A 25,586-nucleotide genomic window follows, 5' to 3' on the forward strand; every position below is an offset into this window, starting at 1 on the left:
ATCAGTCGTCGCCGCCAATCGCCTCGTAGGTGTCGCGCTCACCGGCGATGATGGCGCGCTTGCCGACATGGTTGGCGGGACCGACAATGCCTTCCTGCTCCATACGCTCGACCAGGGAGGCGGCACGATTGTATCCGATCGACAGGCGGCGCTGGATATAGGAGGTGGAGCATTTCTTGTCGCGCATCACCACCTTAACGGCCTTTTCATAGAGATCGTCGCTATCGTCGTCGCCCATCGATGTCTTGTCGAAGACCGCCGTTTCCTCTTCCGCCTCGTCGTCAGCCTCGTCGGCGTCTTCCGTAACGGTACCGAGATATTCAGGCCGACCTTGGGTCTTCAGATGCGCCACGACCTTCTCCACTTCCTCGTCCGACACGAACGGACCATGGACACGGGAGATGCGGCCGCCACCCATCATGTGCAGCATGTCGCCCTGGCCGAGCAGATGTTCGGCACCCTGTTCGCCAAGGATGGTGCGGCTGTCGATCTTCGAGGTCACCTGGAAGGAAATGCGGGTGGGGAAGTTGGCCTTGATCGTGCCGGTGATGACATCGACCGAGGGGCGTTGGGTGGCCATGATGAGATGGATACCGGCAGCGCGCGCCATCTGCGCAAGACGCTGGATCGCGCCTTCGATCTCCTTGCCTGCGACCATCATCAGGTCGGCCATCTCGTCGACGATGACGACGATATAGGGCATGGCGGTGAGGTCCATTTCCTCCTGCTCGTAGACAGCTTCGCCGGTTGCGCGGTCGAAGCCGGTCTGCACGTTGCAGAACACCGTCTCCCCTTTGGCGCGGGCGGCAGCGGCCCTTGCGTTGTAACCGTCGATATTGCGCACACCGAGACGCGACATCTTGCGATAGCGGTCTTCCATTTCGCGTACGGCCCATTTCAGTGCCATGACCGCCTTCTTCGGATCGGTGACGACAGGGGTCAGAAGATGCGGAATGCCGTCATAAACCGAAAGCTCGAGCATCTTGGGATCGACCATGATCAGCCGGCATTCCTCCGGCTTCAACCGGTAGAGCAGCGACAGGATCATGGTGTTGATGGCGACCGACTTGCCCGAACCGGTGGTACCGGCAACGAGCAGATGCGGCATCTTCGCCAGTTCGGCGATGACAGGTTCGCCGCCAATGGTCTTGCCAAGGCAAAGGGCCAGCTTCTGGCGGGTCTCGCTGTAATCGGTCGCTTCGATAAGCTCGCGCAGATAGACCGTCTCGCGCACCGGATTGGGAAGCTCGATACCGATGACATTGCGGCCGGGCACGACGGCGACACGCGCCGAGAGCGCTGACATCGAGCGGGCGATATCGTCCGACAGGCCGATAACGCGCGAGGACTTCACGCCGGGGGCGGGCTCGAATTCGTAAAGCGTCACAACTGGGCCGGGGCGCACATCGATGATCTCACCCTTGATGCCGAAATCCTCCAGCACGCTTTCCAGTAGGCCGGCGCTTTGCTCGAGCGCCTCCGGCGTCATGGTCGTGGTCTGCTGGACGCGAGCCTGCTGCAGAAGATCGATGGAGGGGTATTCATATTCGCCGTCTGCAAAGACCGGCGCTTCCCGGAACATAGGCTGCGAGGCCTGGATGGGCGCGCGGGGCGTGAAACGCGGCTCGGCAACGATTCTTTCCGCCAGCTGAACCTGCTCAACAGGCCTCTGCGGCTCAGCAACTGCGACTGTCTCCACGACCGGCTGCGGAGCGACCTCTGGTTCAACGACCTGAGTTGGGGCTGGAATTGCAGGATGATGCACGCCGATTTCGCGGTAAAGCCTGATCGCTGAACCACCCGGAATCCTGATGACGGGCGGTACGGCCGAAAGCCGGATTGCCGGTGCGACCGGAGATGCGGATGCCAGCGTCGGGGCAATCGCAGCCGCCGTCAGCAACGGGTTTGCGAGAACGGTGCGCGCAGATGCGGGAAGGCCTTCGCCGGCGTCACCCGGCAGATCGAGCGTCATCACTTCCCAGAAAAGCTCATCCGGCAGATGGGCGGCAAAGGCGGGAATGGATGCCTGCGGCGTTACAACTTGTTCGACAGATGCAACCGACGCGGCGGGCAGCGGCTGAACAGGTGAATCGGTTCCCGGTACCGGCGCTTCGAAGACGGCGGCTGCATCAACCGGCTGAGGCGGCATCAGCGCTGCTGCAGCGGCTTCTTCCGCCTGTTTGCGCGCAAGCTCCAGTCGCAATTTGTAGGTCAGCGCCCTTGCGCCCCGCGCATCCGGCGGCTGCGGCAGAAACGGCATGCGTGGCGGTTGAATGCGCGGCTCCGGCGACTTTACCACCGTCGCAATTGCAGGCTCCTGTACAGTAGCCTCCGGCTGCACGACCATCTCAGGCTCGGCAGTTTCAGACAGGATGTCGGCGGGTGCCTCCTCTTCCGCAAGATGCGGCGTCTCGACCGGCATGCGCCGGCTAAAGGCGCTTTCCGGCGTGCGGGTGAAACGCACATTCGGGCCAAGCACGAAAGCATTCTGCCAGCCCGGCATTTCAGCGCGGCCTTCGATGGCGTCGGCAGCACTGACATCGGCATTCGGCCGGGGCACAACACCCGCCTTCATTGCCGCGGCCTGCTCCTGACCGGCAACGGCCTTGCCGCCGGCATGACGAGCCTTATCGCTCCCCTCCCCTACGCTATTGGACGAATTCTGGAATCTGGATCGGGAGAAGCTCATGGCAGCGTGCACACTCATCATAAACGTACATATTTCGGTCTCCCTGAAATAGAAAATAAAGGTTAATTACCCCTTTCCAAACCGGGTCACGCAGGCAGAATTTCGCTTTAGGCACAGGTGAGACGTGACATGCACCAGCAAGGAATCGGCACTCCAAGCCTCTATATTTATTGCGTTAAATCAGTTTTTCATCGCCGTTTTACGGCAACGGGCGCGGCTTAAGAAAAGGGGAGTGGTGCCTTGAAGCATATTGTTTCCGCAAGCGGTCGCGCAACGTAAAATCATTGCTGTAAAGCCCGTGAATTAACGTGGACACTGCTGCGGTTGCAGTCTTAAGATCGGGCAGGCCGCGGCCCAGCGGAAAGGCCCGCCCGCCCTCATTCCGGAGTGAACCTCATGTCGCCTGTCCACCTGTCCCGCCGCTCGCTTCTCAAGACCTCGCTCCTTCTTGCCGCAACCACCGGACTTGCGGGCATTGCCGCCGCGCAGCAGTCAAAGCCCGGTGGGCGGTTGATCGTTGCGGCCGATTCGGAGCCGAAGAACCTCAATCCGGCCATCGTTGCCTCCAACGGCGTGTTCTATATCTCGAGCAAGATCGTTGAGCCGCTGGCGGAAGCCTCCTTCAATGGCAGGGACGGGCTGGAACCAAGGCTTGCGACGGAATGGCATGGATCGGAGGACGGTTTGAGTGCCACGTTCAAGCTGCGCGAAGGCGTGACCTGGCATGACGGCAAACCCTTCACCTCCGCAGATGTGGCCTTTTCAGCACTTTCGGTTTGGAAGCCGCTGCAAAACCTTGGGCGGCTGGTCTTTGCCAATCTTGAAAAAGTGGATACGCCTGATGACCACACGGCCATTTTCCGCTTCTCCAAGCCGACACCCTTCCAGCTCATCCGCAACGCTTTGCCGGTTGTCACCAGCGTCGTGCCGAAACACCTTTATGAAGGCAGCGATATCGCTACCAATCCGGCCAATACGAAACCAGTCGGCACCGGACCTTTCGTTTTTGCGGAATATAAGCCCGGCGAATATTACCGCCTGACCCGCAATCCCAATTACTGGGGCAAGAACCAGCCGCAACTCGATGAGATCATCTATCGCGTTCTGCCCGACCGGGCGGGCGCCGCTTCTGCGCTTGAAGCCGAAGAAATCCACCTCGCAGCCTTTTCCGCCGTGCCGCTTGCCGATCTTGCCCGCATCGCGAAGGAGCCGGGCATCAAGGTCATCCCGGAGGGTTACGAAGCCCTCACCTATCAGCTCGTCGTGGAGATCAACCACCGCCGCAAGGAGCTGACCGACCTCAAGGTCAGGAAGGCGATCGCCCACGCCATCGACAAGAAATTCGTCATCGACAAGGTCTTCCTCGGTTACGCCACAGCATCGACCGGCCCCGTACCGAAAAATGCACCCCAGTTTTACACGGGAGACGTTGAAACATACGATTTCGACGTCGCCAAGGCGAACGCCCTGCTGGACGAGGCGGGTTATGCACGCGGAGCGAACGGAACGCGATTTTCACTGAAGCTTCTGCCGGCGCCTTACTTCAATGAAACCAAGCAATTCGGTTCCTATCTTCGCCAGGCGCTACAGGAAATCGGCATCGATGCTGAGCTGGTCAACAATGATGCCGCCGCGCACCAGAAGGCCGTCTATACCGACCATGCCTTCGATCTCGCCATCGCGCCGCCGGTCTTCCGTGGCGATCCGGCGATCTCCACCACCATTCTCGTGCGCTCCGGCATTCCAGCCGGCGTCGGCTTCTCCAATCAGGGAGGCTATGAGAACAAGGCGCTCGATGCACTGATCGACAAGGCGGCGGAAACCGTGGATACGGCAGCCCGCACGGTACTCTACAAGGATTTCCAGAAGCAGGTCGCCGCCGATCTGCCGCTGATCAATGTCGCCGAATGGGGTTTCATCACGGTTGCGCGCGATACTGTCAAACACGTCGCGAGCAATCCACGCTGGGCCGTTTCCAACTGGGCGGATACGGTGGTCGGCACCTGAGGAAGCGCCGTGAGGCGCGCGGCGACATTGCTACGGCGAAGGGTGATCAGCGCCATTCCAGTGCTGCTGATCGTTCTGGTCTTCACCTTCGTGCTGCTTGAAAACGCATCCGGTGACGCGGTTGACGCCTATCTCGTCTCCATCGGCGGCGGCGACGCCGGACTGCGGGACGCCCTGCGCGAGCAATATGGTCTGAACGGTTCGGTGTTAGCCCGCTTCTGGCTTTACGCCAGCTCGGTGCTGCGACTTGATTTCGGCTGGTCGCTTGCGTTTGACCGACCGGTGCTGGGGCTAATCCTCGAACGGCTGCCGAACACGCTGCTCCTGATGGGTAGTGCCACCGCACTTGCTTTCATCATCGGCACCGCGCTCGGCATCCTGGCGGGCGCCCGTCCCGGCGGGTTGACCGACCGGGTACTCTCGGCCCTGTCGCTGGCGCTTTACGCCACGCCGGGCTTCTGGCTCGGCCTTGTGCTCGCCATCGTCTTTGCCGTGCAACTGAGGTGGCTGCCAACATCCGGCATCGAAACCATCGCATCCGGAAAACAGGGATTTGTACGGGCGCTCGATATTGCCCGCCATCTTGTCCTGCCGGTCGCCAGTCTCGGGCTGATCTATCTGGCGCTTTTCCTGCGCGTCATGCGTACTGCCATGGCGGCGGTCTGGCCGCTGGATTTCGTGCTCTTCGCCAAGGCCAAGGGGCTTTCGAGACGGCGGATCGTGCTGCGCCATGTCGCACGCAACGCCGCACTGCCCCTCGTCACCGTGCTTGGCCTGCAAGCGGCAACCATGCTCGGCGGCAGCGTGGTGATCGAGAGCGTTTTTGCCATTCCCGGTTTTGGCCGGCTTGCGCAGGAAGCCGTCAGCGGCCGCGACACACCGCTCTTGATGGGCATTATTCTGACAAGCGCCGTTTTCGTTATCCTGATCAATCTCGTCGTTGATATTCTCTATGCCGTGTTCGATCCGCGCATCGGCAGCGGGGAGCAACAGACATGAGTTTCACCCTCCGGCTCCTGCGCAGTTTCGAAGGTGCGGCAGGTGCCATCATCCTGACACTGCTAGCTGTGACGGCGCTCGCCGCTCCCCTCCTGTTTCCCGGTGACCCGCTGTCGATCGTCGGTGAGCCGCTCATCGCGCCCTTCTCCGACGCCGCCTCCCCCCTCGGCACCGACCGGTTGGGCCGCGATGTACTGGCGGGACTTGCCCACGGTGCGCAGGCATCCCTGCTCGTCGGCATCGGCGCTGCCGCTGCCGCCCTCATGATCGGCACCGTCGTCGGCACAATTGCCGGATTTGCCGGTGGCCTGGTGGATGAGGCGCTGATGCGTGTTACCGACGCCTTCCAGATCGTGCCGAATTTCCTTCTGGCGCTCGCCTTCGTCAGCACCATCGGTCCATCCATGCCCATCGTCATCCTTGCGATTGCACTTGGCGCCTGGGCGGATCCAGCGCGGTTGATGCGGGCGCAGGTGTTGAGTATCCGCGAGCGGGATTACGTGCAGTCCGCCCGCGCCATCGGGATGCATCCGCTGGAGATCGCGTTTCGGCAAATACTTCCCAATGCGCTGCCGCCGGTTCTGGCGCTCGCCGCCATCATCGTCGCCGCCGCCATCCTCACCGAGGCGGCATTGTCCTTCCTCGGCCTTGGCGATCCGAATATCGTCACATGGGGTTCGATGATCGCGGAAGGACGCAACGTCCTGCGCTCGGCGGCGTTTCTCTCCGTCATCCCCGGCATCGGTCTTCTGGTCACGGTTCTCGGCGTTTATCTTCTCGCGGAGGGAATCAACAAAGCGATGGCGACGAGGAAAGAAACGCCATGAGCGGCAATGCACTCTGCAGGATCGACGATCTCAGCGTCCGCTATGCGGCCGGCGACGGACCGGCGCTGCAGGATATTTCGCTGACGATCCGGCAGGGACAAAGGTTGGCGATCATCGGCGAAAGCGGTTCTGGCAAATCGACGCTCGCCAAGGCAATTGCCGGGCTTCTGCCTGTGAGCGCACGGGTTTCCGGCGATATTTCCTGGAGCCGCGACAGCGGTCTTTTCACAGACAGGCCGCAGCCGGGTCGCGATATCGGCTATATTTTCCAGGATACCGGTGCGACGCTGAACCCGGTTCTCACCATCGGTGAACAGGTGGCGGAAGGCGCTGTGCGGCATCTGGGCCTTTCATGGAAGCAGGCACGAGATCTTGCCCGCGACCTTCTGGAACGGGTGCGTTTGCCGCATCCCACCCGTCTCCTCGGCGCCTATCCGCACCAGCTTTCCGGCGGGCAAAGACAGCGTGTGGCGATTGCAGCCGCCATTGCCGCGCACCCCGCAATCCTGATCGCCGACGAGGCGACAAGCGCGCTCGACACGGTAAGCCAGGCCGCCATTGCCGCACTGCTGGATGGGCTGGTGCGTGAAGAAGAAAGAACGCTGGTCTTCATCACCCATGATATTGGTCTTGCTTCCGGCCTCGCCGACGAGATCGCCGTTCTGCATGCCGGACGGCTGGTGGAGCACGGCACCACCAGGCGGGTGTTAGCCGCGCCTGCGCACGACTATACGCGCGCACTGCTCTCCGACTATCTCGACCTTTCGACACCGCCTCTGATCAATGAGGCCGCATCATGAACGAAGCCCTTCTGAGCGTCGAAAACCTCTCGAAAACCTACCGGACCGGCGCACGCACGGTGGAAGCACTGTCCGATATATCCTTTTCGCTTCAGCCCGGCGAGACGCTTGGGCTTGCCGGCCCCTCCGGTTGCGGAAAATCGACACTGGCACGCATCCTGATGCGGCTGATCCCGGCCGACGAAGGCACGGTCCGTTTTGAAACTCGCGACTGGCTGGCGCTTGATGGCGGCGAACTGCGCGCGGCGCGGCGGCATATGCAGATGGTGTTTCAGGATACGCATGGCGCGTTCAACCCGCGCGCCAGCGTCGAGGATGCCATAGGCGAACCGCTGCGTATTCATCGCATCGTCGAACGACGCGAACGCCCGGCAGAAATCCGCCGCCTTCTCGAGCGAGTCGGGCTGCCCGCCAGCTATACTGACCGCTCGGTGTTCGAGCTTTCCGGCGGCCAGCGGCAGCGCGTGGCAATTGCCAGAGCCATCGCGCTCAAACCATCCCTTCTCATTCTGGACGAGGCCGTTTCAGCGCTCGATGTCTCCGTACGCAGGCAAATTCTCGAACTGCTGGTCGAAATACAGCGAGAGACGGCCGTCGCCTGTATTTTCGTTTCCCACGACCTCGCGGTCATCCGCGCCGTCTGCCACCGCGTCGCCATCATGGAGGCGGGTCGGATCGTCGAGATCGGCAGGACAGCAAACATCGTTTCCACGCCGCAATCCTCGACCGCCAGAACCCTGATCGAGGCTGCGCCGCGCCTGACCACCACCACGCAAGGATAAGACATGCCCCCCCCGGATTACGCATTGCTGCTCGACCCGCCCGCCTTTCCAGCAGACCGTTACGCCGCTCTCGCCGACCGGCTGGCGGCGCTGATGGGCACGAATAACGATGTGCTTCTGGTACAGGCGGAAGCAGTGCTTGCGCTTGAAGCTGCGGCCACCAGCCTCGCGCGGCCTGGTCTGAGAGCGCTCAATATCGTCACTAGTCCCTATGGCGCGTGGTTTGGGGGCTGGCTGGAGCGTGGCGGCGCAACGGTTCGCAACCTGACCACCGCTCCGGCAAAGCCGATATCACTTCACGAGGTCGAGAGAGCGTTGGACGAAGGGCCAGGTTTTGATCTTCTCGCTATCGTGCACGCGGAATCCGCAAGCGGCATTCTCAACCCCCTGCCCGCCATTGCCGCGCTCGCCAAAGACAGAGGCATCGTCACGGTCGTCGATGCCGTCGCTTCCATCGGCGGCCATGCCTTCGAGGTTGACCAGCTCGGCATAGATATTGCGGTCATCGGCCCGCAAAAGGCGCTGGCAGGCCCGGCGGGCTTATCCGCCATCTCCGTCAGCGAAAGTGCCTGGAAACTTCTTTCACATGGAAATGCACCTGAGAACTCCATGCTTTCACTTCTCGACCAGAAGAAACTCTGGCTCGATACCGGCCGCGGCGCGCTCCCTGGAACACCTGCGCCGCTGGAATTCTATGCGCTGGAGGCGGCGCTCGACCGGATAGAGGCAGAGGGTCTGGCATCCGCCAATGAACGCCACGAACGAGCGGCGACAGCCACTCGTAACGGCATCAGGGCCCTTGGTATACCGACGTGGGTGGAGGAGACTGACGCGTCTGCTCTGGTTTCGACAGCGATCTTGCCGGACACGGTGGATGCCGGCGCATTTCTGGCGGCTGCGTCAAGGGAGCAAGGTGCGGATGTCTCGGGCGGTGTCGGTCCCGGTGCGGAACGGCTGATAAGGCTTAATCACACCGGCCGGCGCGCCAACCCGGATTCGGTGCAAGCCAATATAACCGCTGTTTCAAGCGCCCTGAGAAGCCTCGGCCATGCCGCAGATACCGATTCCGCGCTGGACGCGGCCGAAAAGAGCTATTCCGGCACCTCCTCGAAGGGTCTCTAACAGCGCCGATAAACGTTCGTTGCGCGAAATCGGGTGCTGGCGGAACGTCAGTCACGCCATTGTTGTTAAAAATGGTAGACAAATTCCTTGGCCAATCTTGACGAAATCATGGCAACGCGCGAAACTTAACGCACTGTTAACTCGCGTGAAGAAGGGAAATGGCCATGGTAGCAGGGTTCAACATGCTCTCCTTTGACCTCTTTGGCATCGGCCGAAGAACGCCCGCCATAAACGAGCGGGTCGAGAAGGATTTGCAGGACAGGACGCCACGCAGACCGGACGACCAGTCCAACGATGACGACCGTGATCAGGAATACGAACTGTTCTTCTGGTCCCTTTATCCTGTGATTTAAGTTTTTAAGCGCAGGCTGACGGGGCGGTTGAAACGTCGTTTTCCCGTCCTGCGACCTTGAGCCGAAATGTGTTCAGCGTAGCCTCAGACACGGTGAAACAGTCGATCCGTGACGTACACTTTAAACATATGCGACGTCATCCTCGGGCTTAACCCGAGGATTTACAAAATCTCGAAAAATCAAATATCTGCAGATGCTCTGGACAAAGCCCGGGCATGACGATGGAAAGGGCAAAGCCCTTTCCATCAAAGAGCCGTAAACGGCCCTGCCTTAGTGGTTGTCGCGCGGCAGACCCTTGGTCTGGGCAATGCGCTGATACTTCACGGCCGGTTCCAGAACCGCGCCGGTTTCCATCTGGCTGACGATGCCGCGCTGGATTTCCTGCCATGGCGTCTGGTGATCGGGGTACTTGAAGCCGCCCTCGGCGGAGAGCGTTTCGTAACGCTTGGCCAGTTCCTCGCCGGAAATAAGGATGTCGGCCTTGCCACGACCCACATCGATACGAACGCGGTCACCCGTCTGCAAGATCGCCAGACCACCGCCTGCCGCTGCTTCCGGAGAAGCGTTGAGGATGGACGGGCTGCCAGACGTGCCGGACTGGCGGCCGTCACCGATGCAGGGCAGCGAGTTGACGCCTTCCTTCAAGAGATAGTCAGGCGCACGCATGTTCACCACTTCTGCCGCACCCGGATAACCGATCGGACCGGCACCGCGCATAAAGAGAACGGTGTTGGCGTCGATCTTCAGCGATGGATCGTCGATGCGGTGATGGTAATCTTCCGGACCGTCGAACACCACGGCACGGCCTTCGAAGGCTTCCGGGTCGTTCGGGTTGGAGAGATAACGCTTGCGGAATTCTTCCGAGATCACGCTCGTCTTCATGATGGCAGAGGAGAACAGGTTGCCGCGCAGAACACGGAAACCGGCCCGCTCCTTGAGCGGCTGGTCATAGGGACGGATGACCTTTTCGTCTTCGATGATGGCACCACGGCAATTGTCGCCGATGGTTTTGCCATTCACGGTCATGGCGTCTTCCATGATGAGCCCCTGGGTCATCAGCTGGTTGACGACAGCCGGAACGCCGCCGGCATGGTAATAATCCTCGCCGAGATATTCACCGGCCGGCTGCAGGTTGACGAGCAGCGGCACGTCTTCACCGTAGGTCTGCCAGTCATCGACCGTAAGTTCAACGCCGACATGGCGTGCAAGGCCGTTCAGATGGATCGGCGCGTTGGTGGAGCCACCGATGGCCGAGTTGACGCGGATGGCGTTGATGAAGGCATCCTTGGTCATGATGTCGGAAGGCTTAAGGTCTTCCTTGACCATTTCGACGATGCGAAGGCCGGTGAGATAGGAGATTTCCTGACGGTCGCGGTAAGGCGCCGGAATAGCGGCCGAGCCGGGCAGCTGCATGCCGAGTGCTTCGGCAAGCGAGTTCATCGTCGTCGCCGTGCCCATGGTGTTGCAATAGCCGGTGGAAGGTGCGGAAGAAGCGACGAGCTTGACGAAGCCCTGATAATCGATCTCGCCCTTGGCCAGCAGTTCACGCGCTTTCCAGACGATGGTGCCGGAACCGGTGCGCTCGCCACGGAACCAGCCGTTCAGCATGGGGCCGACGGAAAGGGCGATGGCCGGAATGTTGACGGTGGCCGCCGCCATAAGACAGGCAGGCGTGGTCTTGTCGCAGCCGATGGTCAGAACAACGCCGTCGAGCGGATAGCCGTAAAGCACTTCCACGAGGCCGAGATAGGCGAGGTTGCGATCGAGACCCGCCGTCGGGCGCTTGCCGGTTTCCTGGATCGGATGCACCGGAAATTCAATGGCAATGCCGCCCGCTTCACGAATGCCTTCGCGCAGGCGATGCGCCAGCTCCAGATGGTGGCGATTGCAGGGCGAAAGGTCCGAGCCGGTCTGCGCGATGCCGATGATAGGGCGATCGGACTGAAGCTCGGCCTGGCTGAGACCGAAGTTCATGTAACGCTCGAGATAAAGCGCGGTCATATCAGCGTTTGCGGGGTTATCGAACCACGCGCGCGAACGAAGCTTGCCTTGGGTTGCGGGCAGATTGTCGGATTTGGTCATGATGCGGTCTCCAGCCGGAAGTGGCCAACGGTAAAATATTACGAAATGCGACAAGCTTATGTTGTGCGCAAGGAAAATGGAATCAGCTTCTCGGAAGCACGCATAACCGACAGACGAGCGCCAGACGAGTGACCTGGAGCCGTTCTTCAGCTTTAGCCGAATATTTTTCGGTGTTTACGACCATACCGACGTTGCGCAATGGCCTCTTCCCTCCCTGCCTTGCCGGATTGTAACTGACCCGAGGCCCCACATTCCGTCACGACCTGACTTGCTTATTTGTATTACTATTAGATAGCGGCGCGGCCTGTCAAGCCGGATCAGACTATATTGCGGGCGAGTTTTGCACGGCGCAGAAATTAGAACACACGCAATATACCATTGATTTCTAATAATTTAATGCTGCACCTCCATAAAATCGGCATGACGCGAATTGGAGATCCGCTAAAAAACCCCTTTTCAAGAGTATTACTATATGCTCATAGTGACGTCGTCACGCTGACATCATTTCTGGGAGGATAAGATGAGAAAAGCTCTTGCGGCAATCACTGTCGCCGTTTCCGCATGCCTTGCATCCAGTGTTTCCGCACAATCGCTGACCGTCGGCTTCTCGCAGATCGGCTCCGAATCCGGATGGCGCGCCGCTGAAACCACTGTCACCAAGCAGCAGGCCGAAAAGCGCGGCGTTACGCTGAAATTCGCCGACGCACAGCAGAAGCAGGAAAACCAGATCAAGGCCGTTCGCGGCTTCATCGCGCAGGGCGTCGATGCGATCCTGATCGCACCTGTCGTCGCAACCGGCTGGGACGCCGTGCTGAAGGAAGCAAAGGAAGAAAAAATCCCTGTCATCTTGCTCGATCGCCAGATCGAAGCGCCGGATGATCTTTACCTGACCGCGGTCACCTCGGATCAGGTTCACGAAGGCAAGGTTGCCGGCGACTGGCTCGTCAAGGATGTCGGCGCGAAGGACTGCAAGGTTGTCGAATTGCAGGGCACGACCGGCTCTTCGCCCGCCATCAACCGTAAGAAGGGCTTCGAAGAAGCCATCGCTTCGCACAAGAACATCAAGATCGTGCGCTCGCAGACGGGAGACTTCACCCGTACCAAGGGCAAGGAAGTGATGGAAAGCTTCATCAAGGCCGAAAGCGGCGGCAAGGATATCTGTGCCGTGTACGCTCACAATGACGACATGGCCGTCGGCGCGATCCAGGCGATCAAGGAAGCCGGCCTGAAGCCGGGATCCGACATCAAGGTCGTGTCCATCGATGCCGTGCCTGACATCTTCAAGGCCATGGCCGCCGGTGAAGCCAATGCGACGGTGGAACTGACACCTGACATGGCCGGTCCTGCCTTCGACGCTCTCGAAGCCTATCTGAAAGACAAAAAGGCACCGGCGAAGTGGATTCAGACCGAATCCAAGCTCTACACGGCGTCTGACGACCCGATGAAGGTCTACGAGGCGAAGAAGGGTCTGGGTTACTAATAGACCCCTTATCTTCGGAAGGAGCGGCATGTCATGCGTGCCGCTCCGTCACAGCTTCTTTCATGCAGGGCCTGCGCAATGTCCGAAACGGCACCACTTCTGGAAGCACGCGCCATCGGTAAATCCTTTCTCGGGATAACGGCGCTGGACGGCGTCGATTTTTCGCTCGGGCGCGGTGAAATTCACGCGCTTCTCGGCGAAAACGGCGCGGGGAAATCAACACTCATCAAGATACTGACCGGCGTTTACCACCGCGACAGCGGCTCCATCTTTCTGGAAGGTAGCGAGATATCGCCCACCAATGTCGGCGAAGCGCAGGCCCTCGGTATCGGCACCGTCTATCAGGAAGTAAACCTTCTCGAAAATCTGACCGTTGCCGAAAACCTCTTTCTCGGCCGCCAACCGCATCGCTTCGGGCTCATTGACAGAGCCTCGATGCAGAGACAATCGCAGGCGCTGCTGTCCCAATACGGGCTTTCGATCGACGTCAACGCCCTGCTTTCCAGCTATTCCGTGGCTATCCGCCAGATCATCGCCATTGCCCGCGCCGTCGATCTTTCGGGCAAGGTGCTGGTGCTGGACGAGCCGACCGCCAGCCTCGATGCCCATGAGGTCGAGATGCTGTTCGGCGTGCTGCGAAAATTGCGCGCCCGCGGCATCGGCATCGTCATCATCACCCACTTCCTAAACCAGGTCTACGATATCGCAGACCGGGTGACGGTTTTGCGCAACGGCCGCCTCGTTGGCACGCGCGACATCGGCAACCTGCCGAGGTCCGAACTCATCGCCATGATGCTGGGCCGCGAGCTTCAGCACATCACCCACGAGCATCAGGCCACTGACGACACGGTTGCCGAGGGCGAACCGCCGATCCGTTTCGAGGGGTACGGCAAACGCGGCAGCATCGCCCCCTTCGACCTCGGCATTCGTCCGGGAGAGATCGTCGGCGTCGCCGGTCTTTTGGGGTCGGGACGAACGGAAACGGCTTTCCTGCTGTTCGGCATCGACAAGCCCGATACCGGCAAGGCCACGATAGACGGAAAGACCATCGCTCTTTCTTCGCCTGAGGCCGCAATCACGGCCGGGTTCGGTTTTTGCCCGGAGGAGCGCAAGGCTGACGGTATCATCGGCGACTTTTCCGTGACCGACAATATTGCTCTGGCTCTCCAGGCCCGCCAGGGGTGGGCGCGGCCGCTTTCGCGCCGGCAGAAGGCGGAACTAGCCGAAAGCTTCATCAAATCGCTGGACATCCGCCCGGCCGATCCTGACCGGCCGATAAAATTCCTGTCCGGCGGCAACCAGCAGAAAGCCATTCTGGCGCGCTGGCTTGCAACCCATCCCCGGCTTCTGATCCTCGATGAGCCGACCCGTGGTATCGATATCGGCGCCCATGCGGAAATCCTCAAAATGATCGAAAAACTCTGCACCGAGGGCATGTCGCTCGTCGTCATCTCGTCCGAACTGGAAGAACTGACCGCCGTTGCCCACCGGGTCGTCGTGCTGTCCGACCGCCGGCATGTCAGCGAATTGAAGGGCGGCGAGGTGACGGCCGACAACATCATGCGGGCAATTGCGGATGCGGCCAGAACGGAGGCGGCATGATGGTGGCTGTGACAAGGCGCCTGAAAAGGCTTGCTCCCCAACTGATCGCCCTCTTCGTCATTCTGGCAGCGATTACAATCGTTTCGCCGGGCTTCCTGCATGTTTCGTTCCAAAACGGCAGGCTTTACGGCAGTCTGATGGATATTCTCGTGCGTGCCGCACCCGTGGCGCTCCTGACCATTGGCATGACGCTGGTGATCGCTACCAAGGGCATCGATCTGTCGATCGGTGCTGTTATCGCCATTTGTGGCGCGGTGGCGGCAACACTCATCAGCAACGGCCATTCCATCCCAACCGTCATCGCCATCTCGCTTGCTGTCGGCATTGCCTGCGGCCTGTGGAACGGGGTGCTGGTCGCCCTTCTCGACATCCAGCCGATCATCGCCACGCTGATCCTGATGGTGGCGGGGCGCGGCATCGCCCAGCTCATCACCGAAGGCGTCATTCTCACCTTCAACGACGACAGCTTTTCCGCCATCGGCTCCGGCTCCTTCGCAGGCATTCCCCTGCCCGTCATCATCTGGATGGCGGCGGCGCTGGTAATCGGCCTTCTGGTGCGCAAGAGCGCGCTCGGTTTTCTGATCGAGGCAACCGGCATCAATCGCCGCGCGGCGGCACTTGCCGGTGTGCGGGCACGGTTCCTGCTGTTTTTCGTCTACGCCATTTCCGGTCTCTGCGCGGCCATCGCCGGGATGATCGTGACCGCCGACATTCGCGGCGCGGATGCCAACAATGCCGGGCTGTGGCTGGAACTGGACGCCATATTGGCGGTGGTGATCGGTGGTACATCGCTGAATGGCGGCCGCTTCTCCATCACCGCATCGCTGATCGGCGCGCTCATCATCCAGACCATCAATACCGGCATTCTGGTCTCCGGTTTCCCGCCGGAATTCAACCTCATCATCAAGGCTGGCATCATCATGGTGGTACTGACGCTGCAATCGCCGGCAATCATGGCGGTCCTGGGCTTTGTCAAAACGCCAAAGCCACACGCAAAACCGGCCACGGCTAACGGAATGACCAAGGAAGGTACCGCGCGATGATCCACAGCCGCAATCTTCCGTTCCTCACCACACTGACGATCTTCCTCATCGCCTATCTTCTGTGCGTGCTGCAATATCCAGTGATCCTGTCGACACGGGTGATCGGCAATCTATTGACCGACAATGCCTTTCTCGGCATCGCTGCCGTTGGCATGACTTTCGTGATCCTGTCGGGTGGCATCGATCTGTCCATCGGCTCCGTCATCGCCTTCACCAGCGTTTTCGTGGCTGTCATGGTCGGCACCTATAATATTCACCCGCTGCTGGCCTTCGCCATCGTGCTCGTGATCTCAACGCTGTTCGGCTGCTTGATGGGGGCGATGATACGCTTCCTGTCGATCCCGCCATTCGTGGTGACGTTGGCGGGTATGTTCCTGGCGCGTGGCGCGGCCTATCTGATCTCGACGCAATCCGTGCCGATCTCGCATCCCTTCATCGATGCGATACAGGGATTTTATTTCCGCTTTCCCGGCGGCGGCAGGCTGACAGCACTTGCTATTGTCATGCTTCTCGTCTTTGCCGCCGGCATGCTGATTGCCAGCCGCACCCGCTTCGGCGCCAATGTCTACGCACTTGGCGGTAACCCGCAATCGGCCGAACTGATGGGGGTGCCGATCGGTACAACGACAATCGGCATCTACGCACTTTCCGGGTTCCTGTCCGGCCTCGCCGGCATCGTCTACACACTCTACACCTCATCGGGTTATTCCTTGGCGACGGTGGGCGTGGAGCTGGACGCTATTGCAGCTGTTGTCATTGGCGGAACGCTTCTGACGGGTGGAATGGGGCTGGTGGCGGGAACCTTCGTCGGACTGCTGATCCAGGGGTTGATCCAGACCTACATCGTTTTTGACGGAACCCTGTCATCCTGGTGGACCAAAATCGTTATTGGCGTGCTGCTTTTTGTCTTCATCGTGTTGCAGCGCGCAATCATCTGGTATTCAAACAGGAGACTGGCCGGACCACATCCGGCATAACCAACACGGAGGCTTTATTGGGGCTGCTCGAAACGACGATAAGCGGGCGAAAACGCCGGAACAGCCACGCGCATGTGGTCTCCGAACTCGGCAGCGCCATCGTCTCGGGCAGGATTGCGGAAGGATCCTTGCTGCCTAACGATGCCGAACTGTCTCTCCGTTTCGGGGTCTCGCGCACCGTATTGCGCGAGACGATGAAGACGCTGGCGGCCAAGCGGCTGGTCGAACCCAAGGCAAAGGTCGGCACCCGCGTCCTCGACCGTTCGAGCTGGAACTTCTTTGACCCGGATGTGCTGGGCTGGCGCTGCGAAGCCGGGATAGACCAGGAATTCGTTACACATCTGGCGGAAATCCGCCTCGCGCTCGAACCGGCGGCGGCGGCGGCTGCCGCGCTTCAGGCATCGAATGACGATATCGTTTCCCTTTATGTGATTGCCGCCAAATTCGACAATCCACAGCATACGCCAGAAACCATCGCCAAGGTCGATCTCGAATTCCACCTCGCCGTGGCGCACATGTCCGGCAATCCCTTCATGCGTTCGGCAAGCGGGCTGATCGAGGCCGCCCTTGCGATCTCATTCCAGCTTTCATCCCCGGCCTCGTCGCCCGGAACCATCGCCGAGATCGCCGCAAACCATCTGCGGATCGTGCACGCCATCGCCGCCCGTGATGCGGACGCCGCCGTGAAAGCCATGCGCCATGTAATCGAGGTCGGCAAGGACCGGACGCGAAAGGCAATCAAGACGCCTTGAAGGCGAAAGGCCTATCGACATCCCTTCTGTCACCCCGGGCCTGATGCCGGCATGACGGAGGCGGGGTTTGCTTTTTCATCATAAAATTCGGGCCCGCACGGATGCGGGCCCTTTTTCTTCCGGCAACTATCTTACCCCTGCGACGCTTCAATCTGCGGCACCACGCCACGGCGCGATGCCATGAGCGATGCGCCGAGGAGTGCTGCAATGCTGACGAAAACGAAGACCATCGTCGCACCCTGAAGGTCGATCAGCAGTCCGCCCAGAACAGCGCCGCTGGAAATGGCGATCTGGAAGGTGGTGAGCAGCAACGCGCCCGCACTTTCGGCCTCGTCTGAGGCGACGCGGGTGATGAAGCTCTGCACGCTGACAGGAAGCGCACCGAAGGCGAAACCCCAGGAGGCAATGGCAAAGCCAGCGACAACGGGAGATGCACCGGCAATCACCAGCACGGAAGCGGATGCGGCAATCAGGGTGGCGGCAAATGTCACGGCCCATGCCGTGTTCTTCTCGGCGAGGAAGCCGCCGAAGAGATTACCGAAAAAACCGCCCACGCCGTAAGCCAGAAGAACGAGCGAGATCGCTTCGACGCCAAGCTGCGGCACGTCTTCGAGGAAGGGGCGAACATAGGTGAAGCCGGCGAAGTGACCCGCGACGATGAATAGCGTCGTCAGAAGGCCGATCCTGACCTGCGGGCGCTGCAATAGCCGGAACATGGTGGACAGGCCGGGCGCACCGGCCGGCGGCAGCGAGGGAACGGTGAGCAACTGCACGACAAGTGCGATGACACCCAGCACGCCGGCGACGGCAAAGGCCGCACGCCAGCCAAGCGTCGCGCCGATCCACGCTCCGACAGGGGCTGCGCAAACGGTGGCAACCGAAACGCCGGTTAGGATGATGGCCATGGCGCGCGGCATCTTATCCAGCGGAACAAGCCTTAGCGCCAGCGCCGCCGACATGGCCCAAAAGCCGCCGAGGCCGATGCCGAGCAAAACGCGCGATGTAAACAGCATGAAAAGACCGTTGGCAAAAGCGGCCAATGTGCTGGAAATGATCAGCAACGTCGTGAGGCCAAGCAGGGTCCACCGGCGATCAATGCTGCGCGTGCCGATGACGACGCCGGGACCGGCAACCGCTGCGACCAGTGCCGTGACGGTGATGGATTGGCCGGCAATGCCGGAGCTGATGGAGAGATCGGTCGACAGTGGCGTCAGAAGGCTGACCGGCAGGAATTCCGCCGTTACCAGCCCGAAGACACCAAGCGAAAGCGAAACCACCGCCGCCCACTTCGCATCCGGCTCTTGTCTGTGTGGCGCATATTCAAGTTCGTTGATTGTTCGGTTATTCATGAAAATCTCCTGATGCGCATTCTGGGAACGAGCCCTGAAACGGAATGGCAAAACGATGAAGCCGGTGGGAGCCCGGTGCGTCGCCTCACAAATCGATGGTCGTAAGCTACGCGTGACAGCTCGGCGTTTCCATGCTAAAAAATCCGCATTCCTTAACCAAACGTCCGAATTTGTGAGTTGCCATGAATGATGCATTGACGGAAATGCTGCGTGGTCTGCGGCTTGACGGCGTGGAATATGGCCGCTGCCGCATGGCAACGCCCTGGGCGACGGCCTTTCCCGAGCAGGAGGCGGCGCGGTTTCATTTTATTGGCGTGGGCCAGGCAAAATTACGCAAACCTTCCGGAGAATGGCTGACGCTTACGTGCGGCGATGCAGTGCTTCTTCCCCGTGGCCACGCCCATGTGCTGGGCAGCGGCGAGGATGTAACACCTGCCCTCTTCGACCGGTTCGGTAAAAAGGAAGTATGTCAGGGCATTTTCGACATGGAATGTGCCGGTGCCGGCGGCGACACGGTAGCGTTTACCGCCTCGATGCGTTTCAACATGGATAATCTGCATCCGCTTTTGCAACTGATGCCGGATGTGATGCTGACCAGCGATCTCGCCAAAAGCGATCCGGCCATTCCGCATCTCCTGGAAGCCATGGCGCGCGAAGTGGAACTGAACCGTGTTGGTGCCGGTGGCATTCTGGCGCGGCTTGCCGATGTCTTGACGGCAACACTGATCCGCACATGGGTAGAATATGGTTGCGGCGATTCCAGCGGCTGGCTTGCCGCCGTGCGCAATCCCGAACTCGGACGGGTGCTTGCAGCGATCCACCTTACCCCCGAGAAAGACTGGAGCGTGGAAGAGCTTGCCTCCCTGATGGGTGCATCCCGCTCGAGTTTTGCAGAACGCTTCACCCGTGTGGTGGGTGAAAGCCCAGCCCGTTATGTCGTTCGCATACGCATGCATCAGGCGCGACTGTGGCTGCGCGAGGGTATGCGTGTCACGTTGGCGGCGGAAAAGCTCGGCTACGATTCCGAGGCATCCTTCAGCCGCGCCTTCAAACGCGTGATCGGCGCGCCGCCCAGCCAGTTCCGCAGGAAGGATACCTCTGGTCTGGAAGATGCGGCATAGAGCGCATCTTAGAGCACGTCCGGTTTAAACAGGAACTTTTGACGCGCTCTATCTCTTTGTTTTTACGCATTTTCTGGACGTAAAACCGCTACGCACTTTTACTGGAAATGCTCTAATGGAAATTGCGGGAAATGACCTTTATCCTCTCCAACTCATCTCCATAGTGGGTAGCAGGCGGTGGACGTTTCCTGATGTTGCGATGATCGTCCGGCGGAATACCGTGGTGGAACTCGTCGCCGCGCCCATGCGGCAGAGGAAAGGGGTGGTTGCGCTCACCCACGCTTGCCAGCGCCTCTGACAGATCGGTCAGCCGGTKGGCGACCAGATGCACCACCTCGCCTTCCCGTTGGATCTTGCCGTAAATACCGACCATGCCGGCGGAAAGCACCACGCGCCGGTATTTTTCGAAGGTCTTGACCCACAGAACCGCATTGGCAATACCTGTCTCATCMTCCAGAGTCATGAAGATCACTCCCTTTGCCGAGCCTGGGCGCTGGCGCACCAGAACCAGCCCCGCCGTTTCCAGCCACGTGCCATCACGGACGCGCACCGCCTCCGCGCAGCTGACGATGCGCCGGCGGGAAAGATCGCGCCGCAGGAAGGACATGGGGTGTTCGCGCAGGGTCAGCCCCACATGGCCATAATCCTGCACCACCTCGCCGCCATCAGTCATGGGCCGCAGCGCGACGGAGGGTTCGGAAAGCTCATCCACCACAGCGTTTTCCCGACTGGCAGCGGCAGCAAAAAGCGGCAGCGGCTCATCCCGCAACGCCTTGATGGCCCACAGCGCCTCGCGTCTGGAAAGCGACAGCGACGGCAGAAAGGCATCGGCTTCGGCGAGACAGACTAGGGCAGCGGCGGGAACACCTGCCCTCCGCCAGAGATCGTCCACGGAAACGAAATCGCGATCCTGACGGCAGGCGACGATTTTTGCTGCATGATCGTTGGAAAGCCCCTTCACCATGCGCAGGCCAAGCCGCACGGCGTAGCGCTCTTTACCATTCGCATTCTTCTTGCCCGTGGGCTCCAGCGTGCAATCAAACCGGCTGTTGTTGACGCAAACCGGGCGCACCTCCACGCCATGATCGCGCGCATCACGCACAATCTGCGCCGGGGCGTAAAACCCCATGGGTTGCGAATTGAGAAGCGCCGTACAGAAAATATCGGGATGATGGCATTTCAGCCATGAGGAGGCATAGGCGATCAGCGCGAAGGAGGCCGCATGGCTTTCTGGAAAACCATAACTGCCGAACCCTTCCAGCTGCTTGAAGATGCGTTCGGCGAATTCTTGCTCATAACCACGATCCACCATGCCATCGATCATATCCTGACGGAATTTGGAGATGGTGCCGACATTCTTGAAGGTCGCCATGGCGCGACGCAACTGATCCGCCTTACCGGGTGAAAAACCGGCGCATTCGATGGCGACGCGCATCGCCTGCTCCTGAAACAGCGGTACACCCAGCGTTTTGCCCAGCACGCCTCTCAGCTCCTCTTTGGGATAATGTTCTTCTTCTTTTTTGTCACGGCGACGAAGATAGGGGTGCACCATATCGCCCTGAATGGGACCGGGACGAACGATGGCGACCTGAATGACGAGATCGTAAAATATCTTTGGCTTCAACCGCGGCAGCATGGACATCTGCGCCCGGCTTTCAATCTGGAAGGTACCCAGCGTGTCGGCTTTCTGGATCATGGCATAGGTAGGGTCATCATCCTGTGGGACAGTGGCGAGATCGTATTTAACGCCCGTGCGCTCCTCCAGCATGTTGAAACCGCGTCTCATGCAGGAGAGCATGCCGAGCGCCAGGCAATCCATCTTCATGAATTTGACGATATCTATGTCGTCTTTGTCCCATTCGATGATCTGCCGGTCGTCCATGGCGGCGGGTTCGATCGGCACCAACTCGTCCAGCCGGTCATGGGTCAGAACGAAGCCGCCCGGATGCTGGCTGTGATGGCGCGGCGTGCCGACAAGCTGGTTGGCCAGCTCGAAGGCGAGCTTCAGGCGGCGGTCCTCCATATTGAGGTTCAGTTCCTGCACCTGCTTTTCGCCCACCCCTTCGCTCCAGCGCCAGACCTGCGAGGACAGAAGTTTGGTCAAATCTTCCGGCAGGCCCAGAACCTTGCCGACATCGCGCAGCGCCCCGCGCCCGCGATAACGGGTGACGACCGAGCACAGCGCGGCCTTGTCGCGACCATAAGTGTTATAAACCCACTGGATGACCTCCTCGCGCCTTTGATGCTCAAAATCCACGTCGATATCAGGCGGCTCGCGCCGTTCTTCCGAAACGAAACGTTCGAACAGTAGATCAACCTTGAGAGGATCGATGGCGGTGATGCCGAGCACATAACATACCACCGAATTGGCGGCTGAGCCGCGCCCCTGACAGAGAATATTTTCCCCCCGTGCAAATTGGACGATGGCATTTACCGTCAGAAAATAGGGTGCATATTCCAGCCTGCCGATAAGCCCCAACTCATGATGCAGCGCCTTTTCAACCTTCTCCGGCAGACCATCCGGATAACGCCCCGGCGCCGCTTCCCAGACGAGCTTTTCCAACGCCTGTTGCGCCGTCAGCCCCGGCAGGCTGCGCTCTTCAGGATATTGATAGACCAGCTCCTTCAGCGAAAAGGTGCAACGCTTCGCGATTTCGAGGCTGCGGACCAGTGCTTCCGGGTAGCGGGCAAACAGCCGGTGCATTTCCTGAGGCGGCTTCATATAGCGGTCGGCATGTCGCTCGCGCCGGAAACCCGCCTCGTCAATGGTGCAATTGTGCCGGATGCAGGTAACGACATCCTGCAGCATGCGACGCTCGGGCACATGAAACAGCACGTCATTGGTAACAACAGTCGGCACATCAGCGGCTGCAGCCATATTCGACAATTCGAAAAGCCGCATCTGGTCGTTGGGTCGTCTTCGCAGGCTCAGCGCCATATAGGCCCGGTCAGCAAAAGCAGCTTTCAACCGGCGCAGGCGAAGCGCGCAGAGATCGTCAGCCAGATCGGCGAGCAGCACCACGATAAGGCCTTCGCCATAAGCTACGAGATCGTCCCATGTGAGCCGACACTTACCCTTGCCACCCCTCTTCTTGCCGACGGAAAGCAGCCGGCAAAGCCGCCCGTAAGCCGGGCGATCCATGGGATAGACAAGCACGGAAAGATCGTCATCCAGATCGAGCCGGCAGCCGATGACGAGCCGGATGCCATGATTATCGGCCGCTTCATAAGCGCGGGGAATGGCCGCAAGGCTATTGCGATCGACGATGCCGAGTGCCTCGATACCGAGATTTTTTGCCTGTTCGAACAGTTCATCACAGGAACTTGCACCGCGCAGGAAGGAGAAATGCGTGGTCACCTGAAGCTCGGCATAGCGCGGCGTGCTCATGCGAAGACCCCATGGATGAACCAGCCCTGTGAGCCCGTCTCGGTATGTTCGCCATCACCTGAGCGGAAAATCCAGAAGCGCTCGCCGCTTTCGTTTTCGACAGTGAAATAATCGCGCACGGCGGCCTTTTCGCGGTCGCGTTTCCACCATTCGCCAAACACCCGTTCCGGCCCATCAGCGCGCCGCACATTATGGCGCACGCCTTTCCAGATAAAATAACGCGGCGGATGATCCGGAAGCAGCGCCAGAGTTTCGATGGGTTCCGGCCTTGCAAAAAGCCTGACCGGGCGCGGCCAGTGGCAAGGCCAGCCGAGGGTATCCTCAGGTGCCAGCGCCGAAACGCTGGCAAGAGAACGTTCCGGCACGTCGCTTGCCACCGCCGCATAACGATAGACCCTGTGGCCACGATTGAGGATGACATCGACCGTATCGGCGATTTCCGCACGCCCTTCCTCCAGAAGCGAGGACCGGGCCTGCGCGGCGACAAGCGGCTCGGCATGGGTGGCGGTCAGCACCATCAACTCGATGCCGAAGCCGGGATCGATGGTGTCGATCCGGTCGGTCAGAAGCCGGACAAGCTGTTTGACATCACGCACCGGTCTGGAGGTGCCGGCCCGCACGGCCTGCAAGCCGCTATCCACCCGGTGCAGCAGCAGATCGACGCGACGTGCGCCAAGGCCGCGCTTTTCCAGCGAGACGCAAAGCTCAGCAACCAGCTTTTGCACATAGCGGGCAATTGTCTCCGCCGCCGCGATCGGCTCGGGAAAGGCGCGGCGCACCTCCACCAGTTCGGCAATGCGCACCGGCTCGATAGGTTCGCCAGTCTCGCCAAAAGCCTGAGTGAGCCGCCTGACCACTTCCGGGCCGAAACGCAGGGTCAACGGCGCCCGTGGAGCCTCGGCAAGTTCGCCTATGGTGCGAAAACCGAGCACCTTCAATCCGGAAACGATACGCTCCTCCAGCCTGAGCGCCGCCAGCGGCAGCCCGCTGATCGCCGCCCGCTGCCCGCCCGGCGATACGATGCCGATCTCCTCACGGCCAAACCGGGCAAGCGCATGGGCCGCCCCCCAGCTATCGGCAATGGCAGCGCGGGCGGCGAAGCCTGCGGCATGCAGGCGGTTCACCATGCCGCTCAACATCAGCGTCTCATTGCCGTGCAGATGGTCCGCACCTGCCGTATCCAGAACCAGCCCATCAGGCGAATCTGCGGCGACGATCGGGGCATAGATACGCAGGAAATGAAAAGCGAGTTGTTGCAAGGCGCGGGCATCCGCCGCCGCATCCAGATCCTCGACGACGAGACCCGGCACCAAAGCCTGCGCCTTGCTGACGGGTGTGCCGGGCCGGATGCCCGCCGCCTTTGCTGCCTTGTTCAGCGCCAGCACCAGGCGGCGGCTGCCCTGACGGCCGATCATGACCAGCGGCTTTTCAACCGGCGGCGCGTTCTGCCCCGAAAGACGCCGGTAGCGATCCGTCGGCCATGTCGGCAGGTAAAGCGAGACGACCCTTTGCATCACAGGCTTCCACTTCAAATGCAGCGCTTTCGCCGCCGCGACATCGCAAAAGTTCCAGAAACCAGCGTGGCCTGCCCACCCCCGGCACCGGCAGGGGCGAAGATGGCCGGACAGAGACACGCCAGCGGGTGACAGCGGCCGTCGGCTCGCCAAACAACGCCGCATCGGCGGGGCGCCGGAAGCGGCGGATGGCGATGCCCGTGACACCAGAGGTTTCCGCCGCCAGTTGCAACCGTCGCGAGGCATTCATCGGCAACTTCGCAAGCTCGCCCATCACGGCGCCAAAACCGTTGCAGCGCAAGCCTTCCTCGAAACAGTCGAGCACGCCTTTCTCATCGCGGCATTCGACGATGATGACCCGGTTCTGCGACAGGCCCGCCTGCGTCAATCCCGGCATGAACAGATCCCTGCGGGTGACACACCATAAGACCTTGCCGGACAGCCTTGCTGCCACACCGGCCGCAAAAAGCGCCGCTGCCGCACCATCGGCGGCACCATTGCCGCCGCCGCTCACCTCATGCAGGCAACCGAGCTTCAGCCCGCCTCCAGGCAAATGGTGATCGATGGCATCTACGCCGAAAGGCAAGGCCTCGTGCAGGCGGTGAGGACCGCCACCGATCCTTTCCAGCCTTTCACGCAGCTCTTCGACAACGAGCAACTGTTCCGCGCGCTTTTGCATGGCATGACAGGTTTCAATTC

19 protein-coding genes are annotated in these 25,586 nt (G+C 60.4%); 13 read left to right on the top strand and 6 right to left on the bottom strand.

What is annotated here, in order from left to right; genetic code table 11:
* Position 1: 1 nt before the first annotated feature.
* Positions 2-2,710, bottom strand: a complete 2,709-nt coding sequence (locus AC1DCP_RS09585) for a DNA translocase FtsK (RefSeq protein ID WP_111788573.1) — start codon at positions 2,708-2,710, stop codon at positions 2-4.
* Positions 2,711-3,085: 375 nt separating this feature from the next.
* On the opposite strand from AC1DCP_RS09585, the gene AC1DCP_RS09590 reads away from it, so the two are divergent.
* From AC1DCP_RS09590 to AC1DCP_RS09620, 7 genes are all read left to right on the top strand, one after another.
* On the top strand, positions 3,086-4,696 hold the full coding sequence (locus tag AC1DCP_RS09590) for an ABC transporter substrate-binding protein (RefSeq protein ID WP_065661658.1): 1,611 nt from the start codon (positions 3,086-3,088) through the stop codon (positions 4,694-4,696).
* Positions 4,697-4,705: 9 nt separating this feature from the next.
* Positions 4,706-5,695 carry an ABC transporter permease gene (locus AC1DCP_RS09595; RefSeq protein WP_013761489.1) on the top strand — a complete coding sequence of 330 codons (990 nt, stop codon included), beginning with the start codon at positions 4,706-4,708 and terminating at the stop codon, positions 5,693-5,695.
* A complete protein-coding gene (locus AC1DCP_RS09600) occupies positions 5,692-6,522 on the top strand; it encodes an ABC transporter permease (RefSeq protein ID WP_003510685.1) in 831 nt (276 codons plus the stop codon). The genes AC1DCP_RS09595 and AC1DCP_RS09600 overlap by 4 nt, the downstream gene beginning before the upstream one ends.
* Entirely contained in the window at positions 6,519-7,322 is an 804-nt protein-coding gene (locus tag AC1DCP_RS09605; RefSeq protein ID WP_127966222.1) for an ATP-binding cassette domain-containing protein, read from the top strand. The genes AC1DCP_RS09600 and AC1DCP_RS09605 overlap by 4 nt, the downstream gene beginning before the upstream one ends.
* Positions 7,319-8,104 carry an ABC transporter ATP-binding protein gene (locus tag AC1DCP_RS09610; protein ID WP_127966221.1) on the top strand — a complete coding sequence of 262 codons (786 nt, stop codon included), beginning with the start codon at positions 7,319-7,321 and terminating at the stop codon, positions 8,102-8,104. The genes AC1DCP_RS09605 and AC1DCP_RS09610 overlap by 4 nt, the downstream gene beginning before the upstream one ends.
* Before the next feature lie 3 nt (positions 8,105-8,107).
* Positions 8,108-9,226 (top strand): pyridoxal-phosphate-dependent aminotransferase family protein, encoded by a 1,119-nt coding sequence (locus AC1DCP_RS09615; protein ID WP_127966220.1) that lies wholly within the window; start codon positions 8,108-8,110, stop codon positions 9,224-9,226.
* 158 nt (positions 9,227-9,384) lie between these two features.
* Complete coding sequence (locus AC1DCP_RS09620) at positions 9,385-9,579, top strand: hypothetical protein (protein WP_013761494.1); 195 nt, start codon at positions 9,385-9,387, stop codon at positions 9,577-9,579.
* Between the two features lie 270 nt (positions 9,580-9,849).
* Here the strand turns inward: AC1DCP_RS09620 and AC1DCP_RS09625 are convergent, their stop codons facing one another.
* The gene (locus AC1DCP_RS09625; RefSeq protein WP_003510695.1) at positions 9,850-11,661 is read right to left on the bottom strand and encodes an IlvD/Edd family dehydratase; all 1,812 of its coding nucleotides are present in this window, start codon (positions 11,659-11,661) and stop codon (positions 9,850-9,852) included.
* Positions 11,662-12,181: 520 nt separating this feature from the next.
* Here AC1DCP_RS09625 and ytfQ point away from each other — a divergent pair.
* The 5 genes from ytfQ to AC1DCP_RS09650 all read left to right on the top strand — a co-directional run bounded on the left by ytfQ (position 12,182) and on the right by AC1DCP_RS09650 (position 17,515).
* Positions 12,182-13,141 (top strand): galactofuranose ABC transporter, galactofuranose-binding protein YtfQ, encoded by a 960-nt coding sequence (gene ytfQ, locus AC1DCP_RS09630; RefSeq protein ID WP_076845906.1) that lies wholly within the window; start codon positions 12,182-12,184, stop codon positions 13,139-13,141.
* A 78-nt stretch (positions 13,142-13,219) separates the two neighbouring features.
* Complete coding sequence (locus AC1DCP_RS09635; protein WP_476774242.1) at positions 13,220-14,743, top strand: sugar ABC transporter ATP-binding protein; 1,524 nt, start codon at positions 13,220-13,222, stop codon at positions 14,741-14,743.
* Positions 14,743-15,786, top strand: a complete 1,044-nt coding sequence (locus tag AC1DCP_RS09640) for an ABC transporter permease (protein WP_162694307.1) — start codon at positions 14,743-14,745, stop codon at positions 15,784-15,786. The genes AC1DCP_RS09635 and AC1DCP_RS09640 overlap by 1 nt, the downstream gene beginning before the upstream one ends.
* Positions 15,783-16,763 carry a galactofuranose ABC transporter, permease protein YjfF gene (yjfF, locus tag AC1DCP_RS09645; protein ID WP_421386985.1) on the top strand — a complete coding sequence of 327 codons (981 nt, stop codon included), beginning with the start codon at positions 15,783-15,785 and terminating at the stop codon, positions 16,761-16,763. Before AC1DCP_RS09640 ends, yjfF begins: the two co-directional genes overlap by 4 nt.
* Positions 16,764-16,780: 17 nt before the next feature.
* Complete coding sequence (locus AC1DCP_RS09650) at positions 16,781-17,515, top strand: FadR/GntR family transcriptional regulator (protein ID WP_013761497.1); 735 nt, start codon at positions 16,781-16,783, stop codon at positions 17,513-17,515.
* 131 nt (positions 17,516-17,646) lie between these two features.
* Here the strand turns inward: AC1DCP_RS09650 and AC1DCP_RS09655 are convergent, their stop codons facing one another.
* The gene (locus AC1DCP_RS09655) at positions 17,647-18,864 is read right to left on the bottom strand and encodes an MFS transporter (RefSeq protein WP_003510707.1); all 1,218 of its coding nucleotides are present in this window, start codon (positions 18,862-18,864) and stop codon (positions 17,647-17,649) included.
* A gap of 182 nt (positions 18,865-19,046) precedes the next feature.
* On the opposite strand from AC1DCP_RS09655, the gene AC1DCP_RS09660 reads away from it, so the two are divergent.
* The gene (locus tag AC1DCP_RS09660; protein ID WP_013761499.1) at positions 19,047-19,985 is read left to right on the top strand and encodes an AraC family transcriptional regulator; all 939 of its coding nucleotides are present in this window, start codon (positions 19,047-19,049) and stop codon (positions 19,983-19,985) included.
* Between the two features lie 112 nt (positions 19,986-20,097).
* On the opposite strand, the gene AC1DCP_RS09665 is transcribed toward AC1DCP_RS09660, so the two are convergent.
* From AC1DCP_RS09665 to AC1DCP_RS09675, 3 genes are read right to left on the bottom strand one after another with little or no spacing between them, the layout of a single operon-like run.
* The gene (locus AC1DCP_RS09665) at positions 20,098-23,373 is read right to left on the bottom strand and encodes an error-prone DNA polymerase (RefSeq protein ID WP_476774243.1); all 3,276 of its coding nucleotides are present in this window, start codon (positions 23,371-23,373) and stop codon (positions 20,098-20,100) included.
* Positions 23,370-24,887, bottom strand: a complete 1,518-nt coding sequence (locus AC1DCP_RS09670; protein ID WP_476774244.1) for a Y-family DNA polymerase — start codon at positions 24,885-24,887, stop codon at positions 23,370-23,372. The genes AC1DCP_RS09665 and AC1DCP_RS09670 overlap by 4 nt, the downstream gene beginning before the upstream one ends.
* On the bottom strand, positions 24,802-25,566 hold the full coding sequence (locus tag AC1DCP_RS09675) for an ImuA family protein (RefSeq protein WP_035199388.1): 765 nt from the start codon (positions 25,564-25,566) through the stop codon (positions 24,802-24,804). Before AC1DCP_RS09675 ends, AC1DCP_RS09670 begins: the two co-directional genes overlap by 86 nt.
* Positions 25,567-25,586 lie beyond the last annotated feature (20 nt).

Source organism: Agrobacterium sp. 10T429 (genome assembly GCF_056393925.1).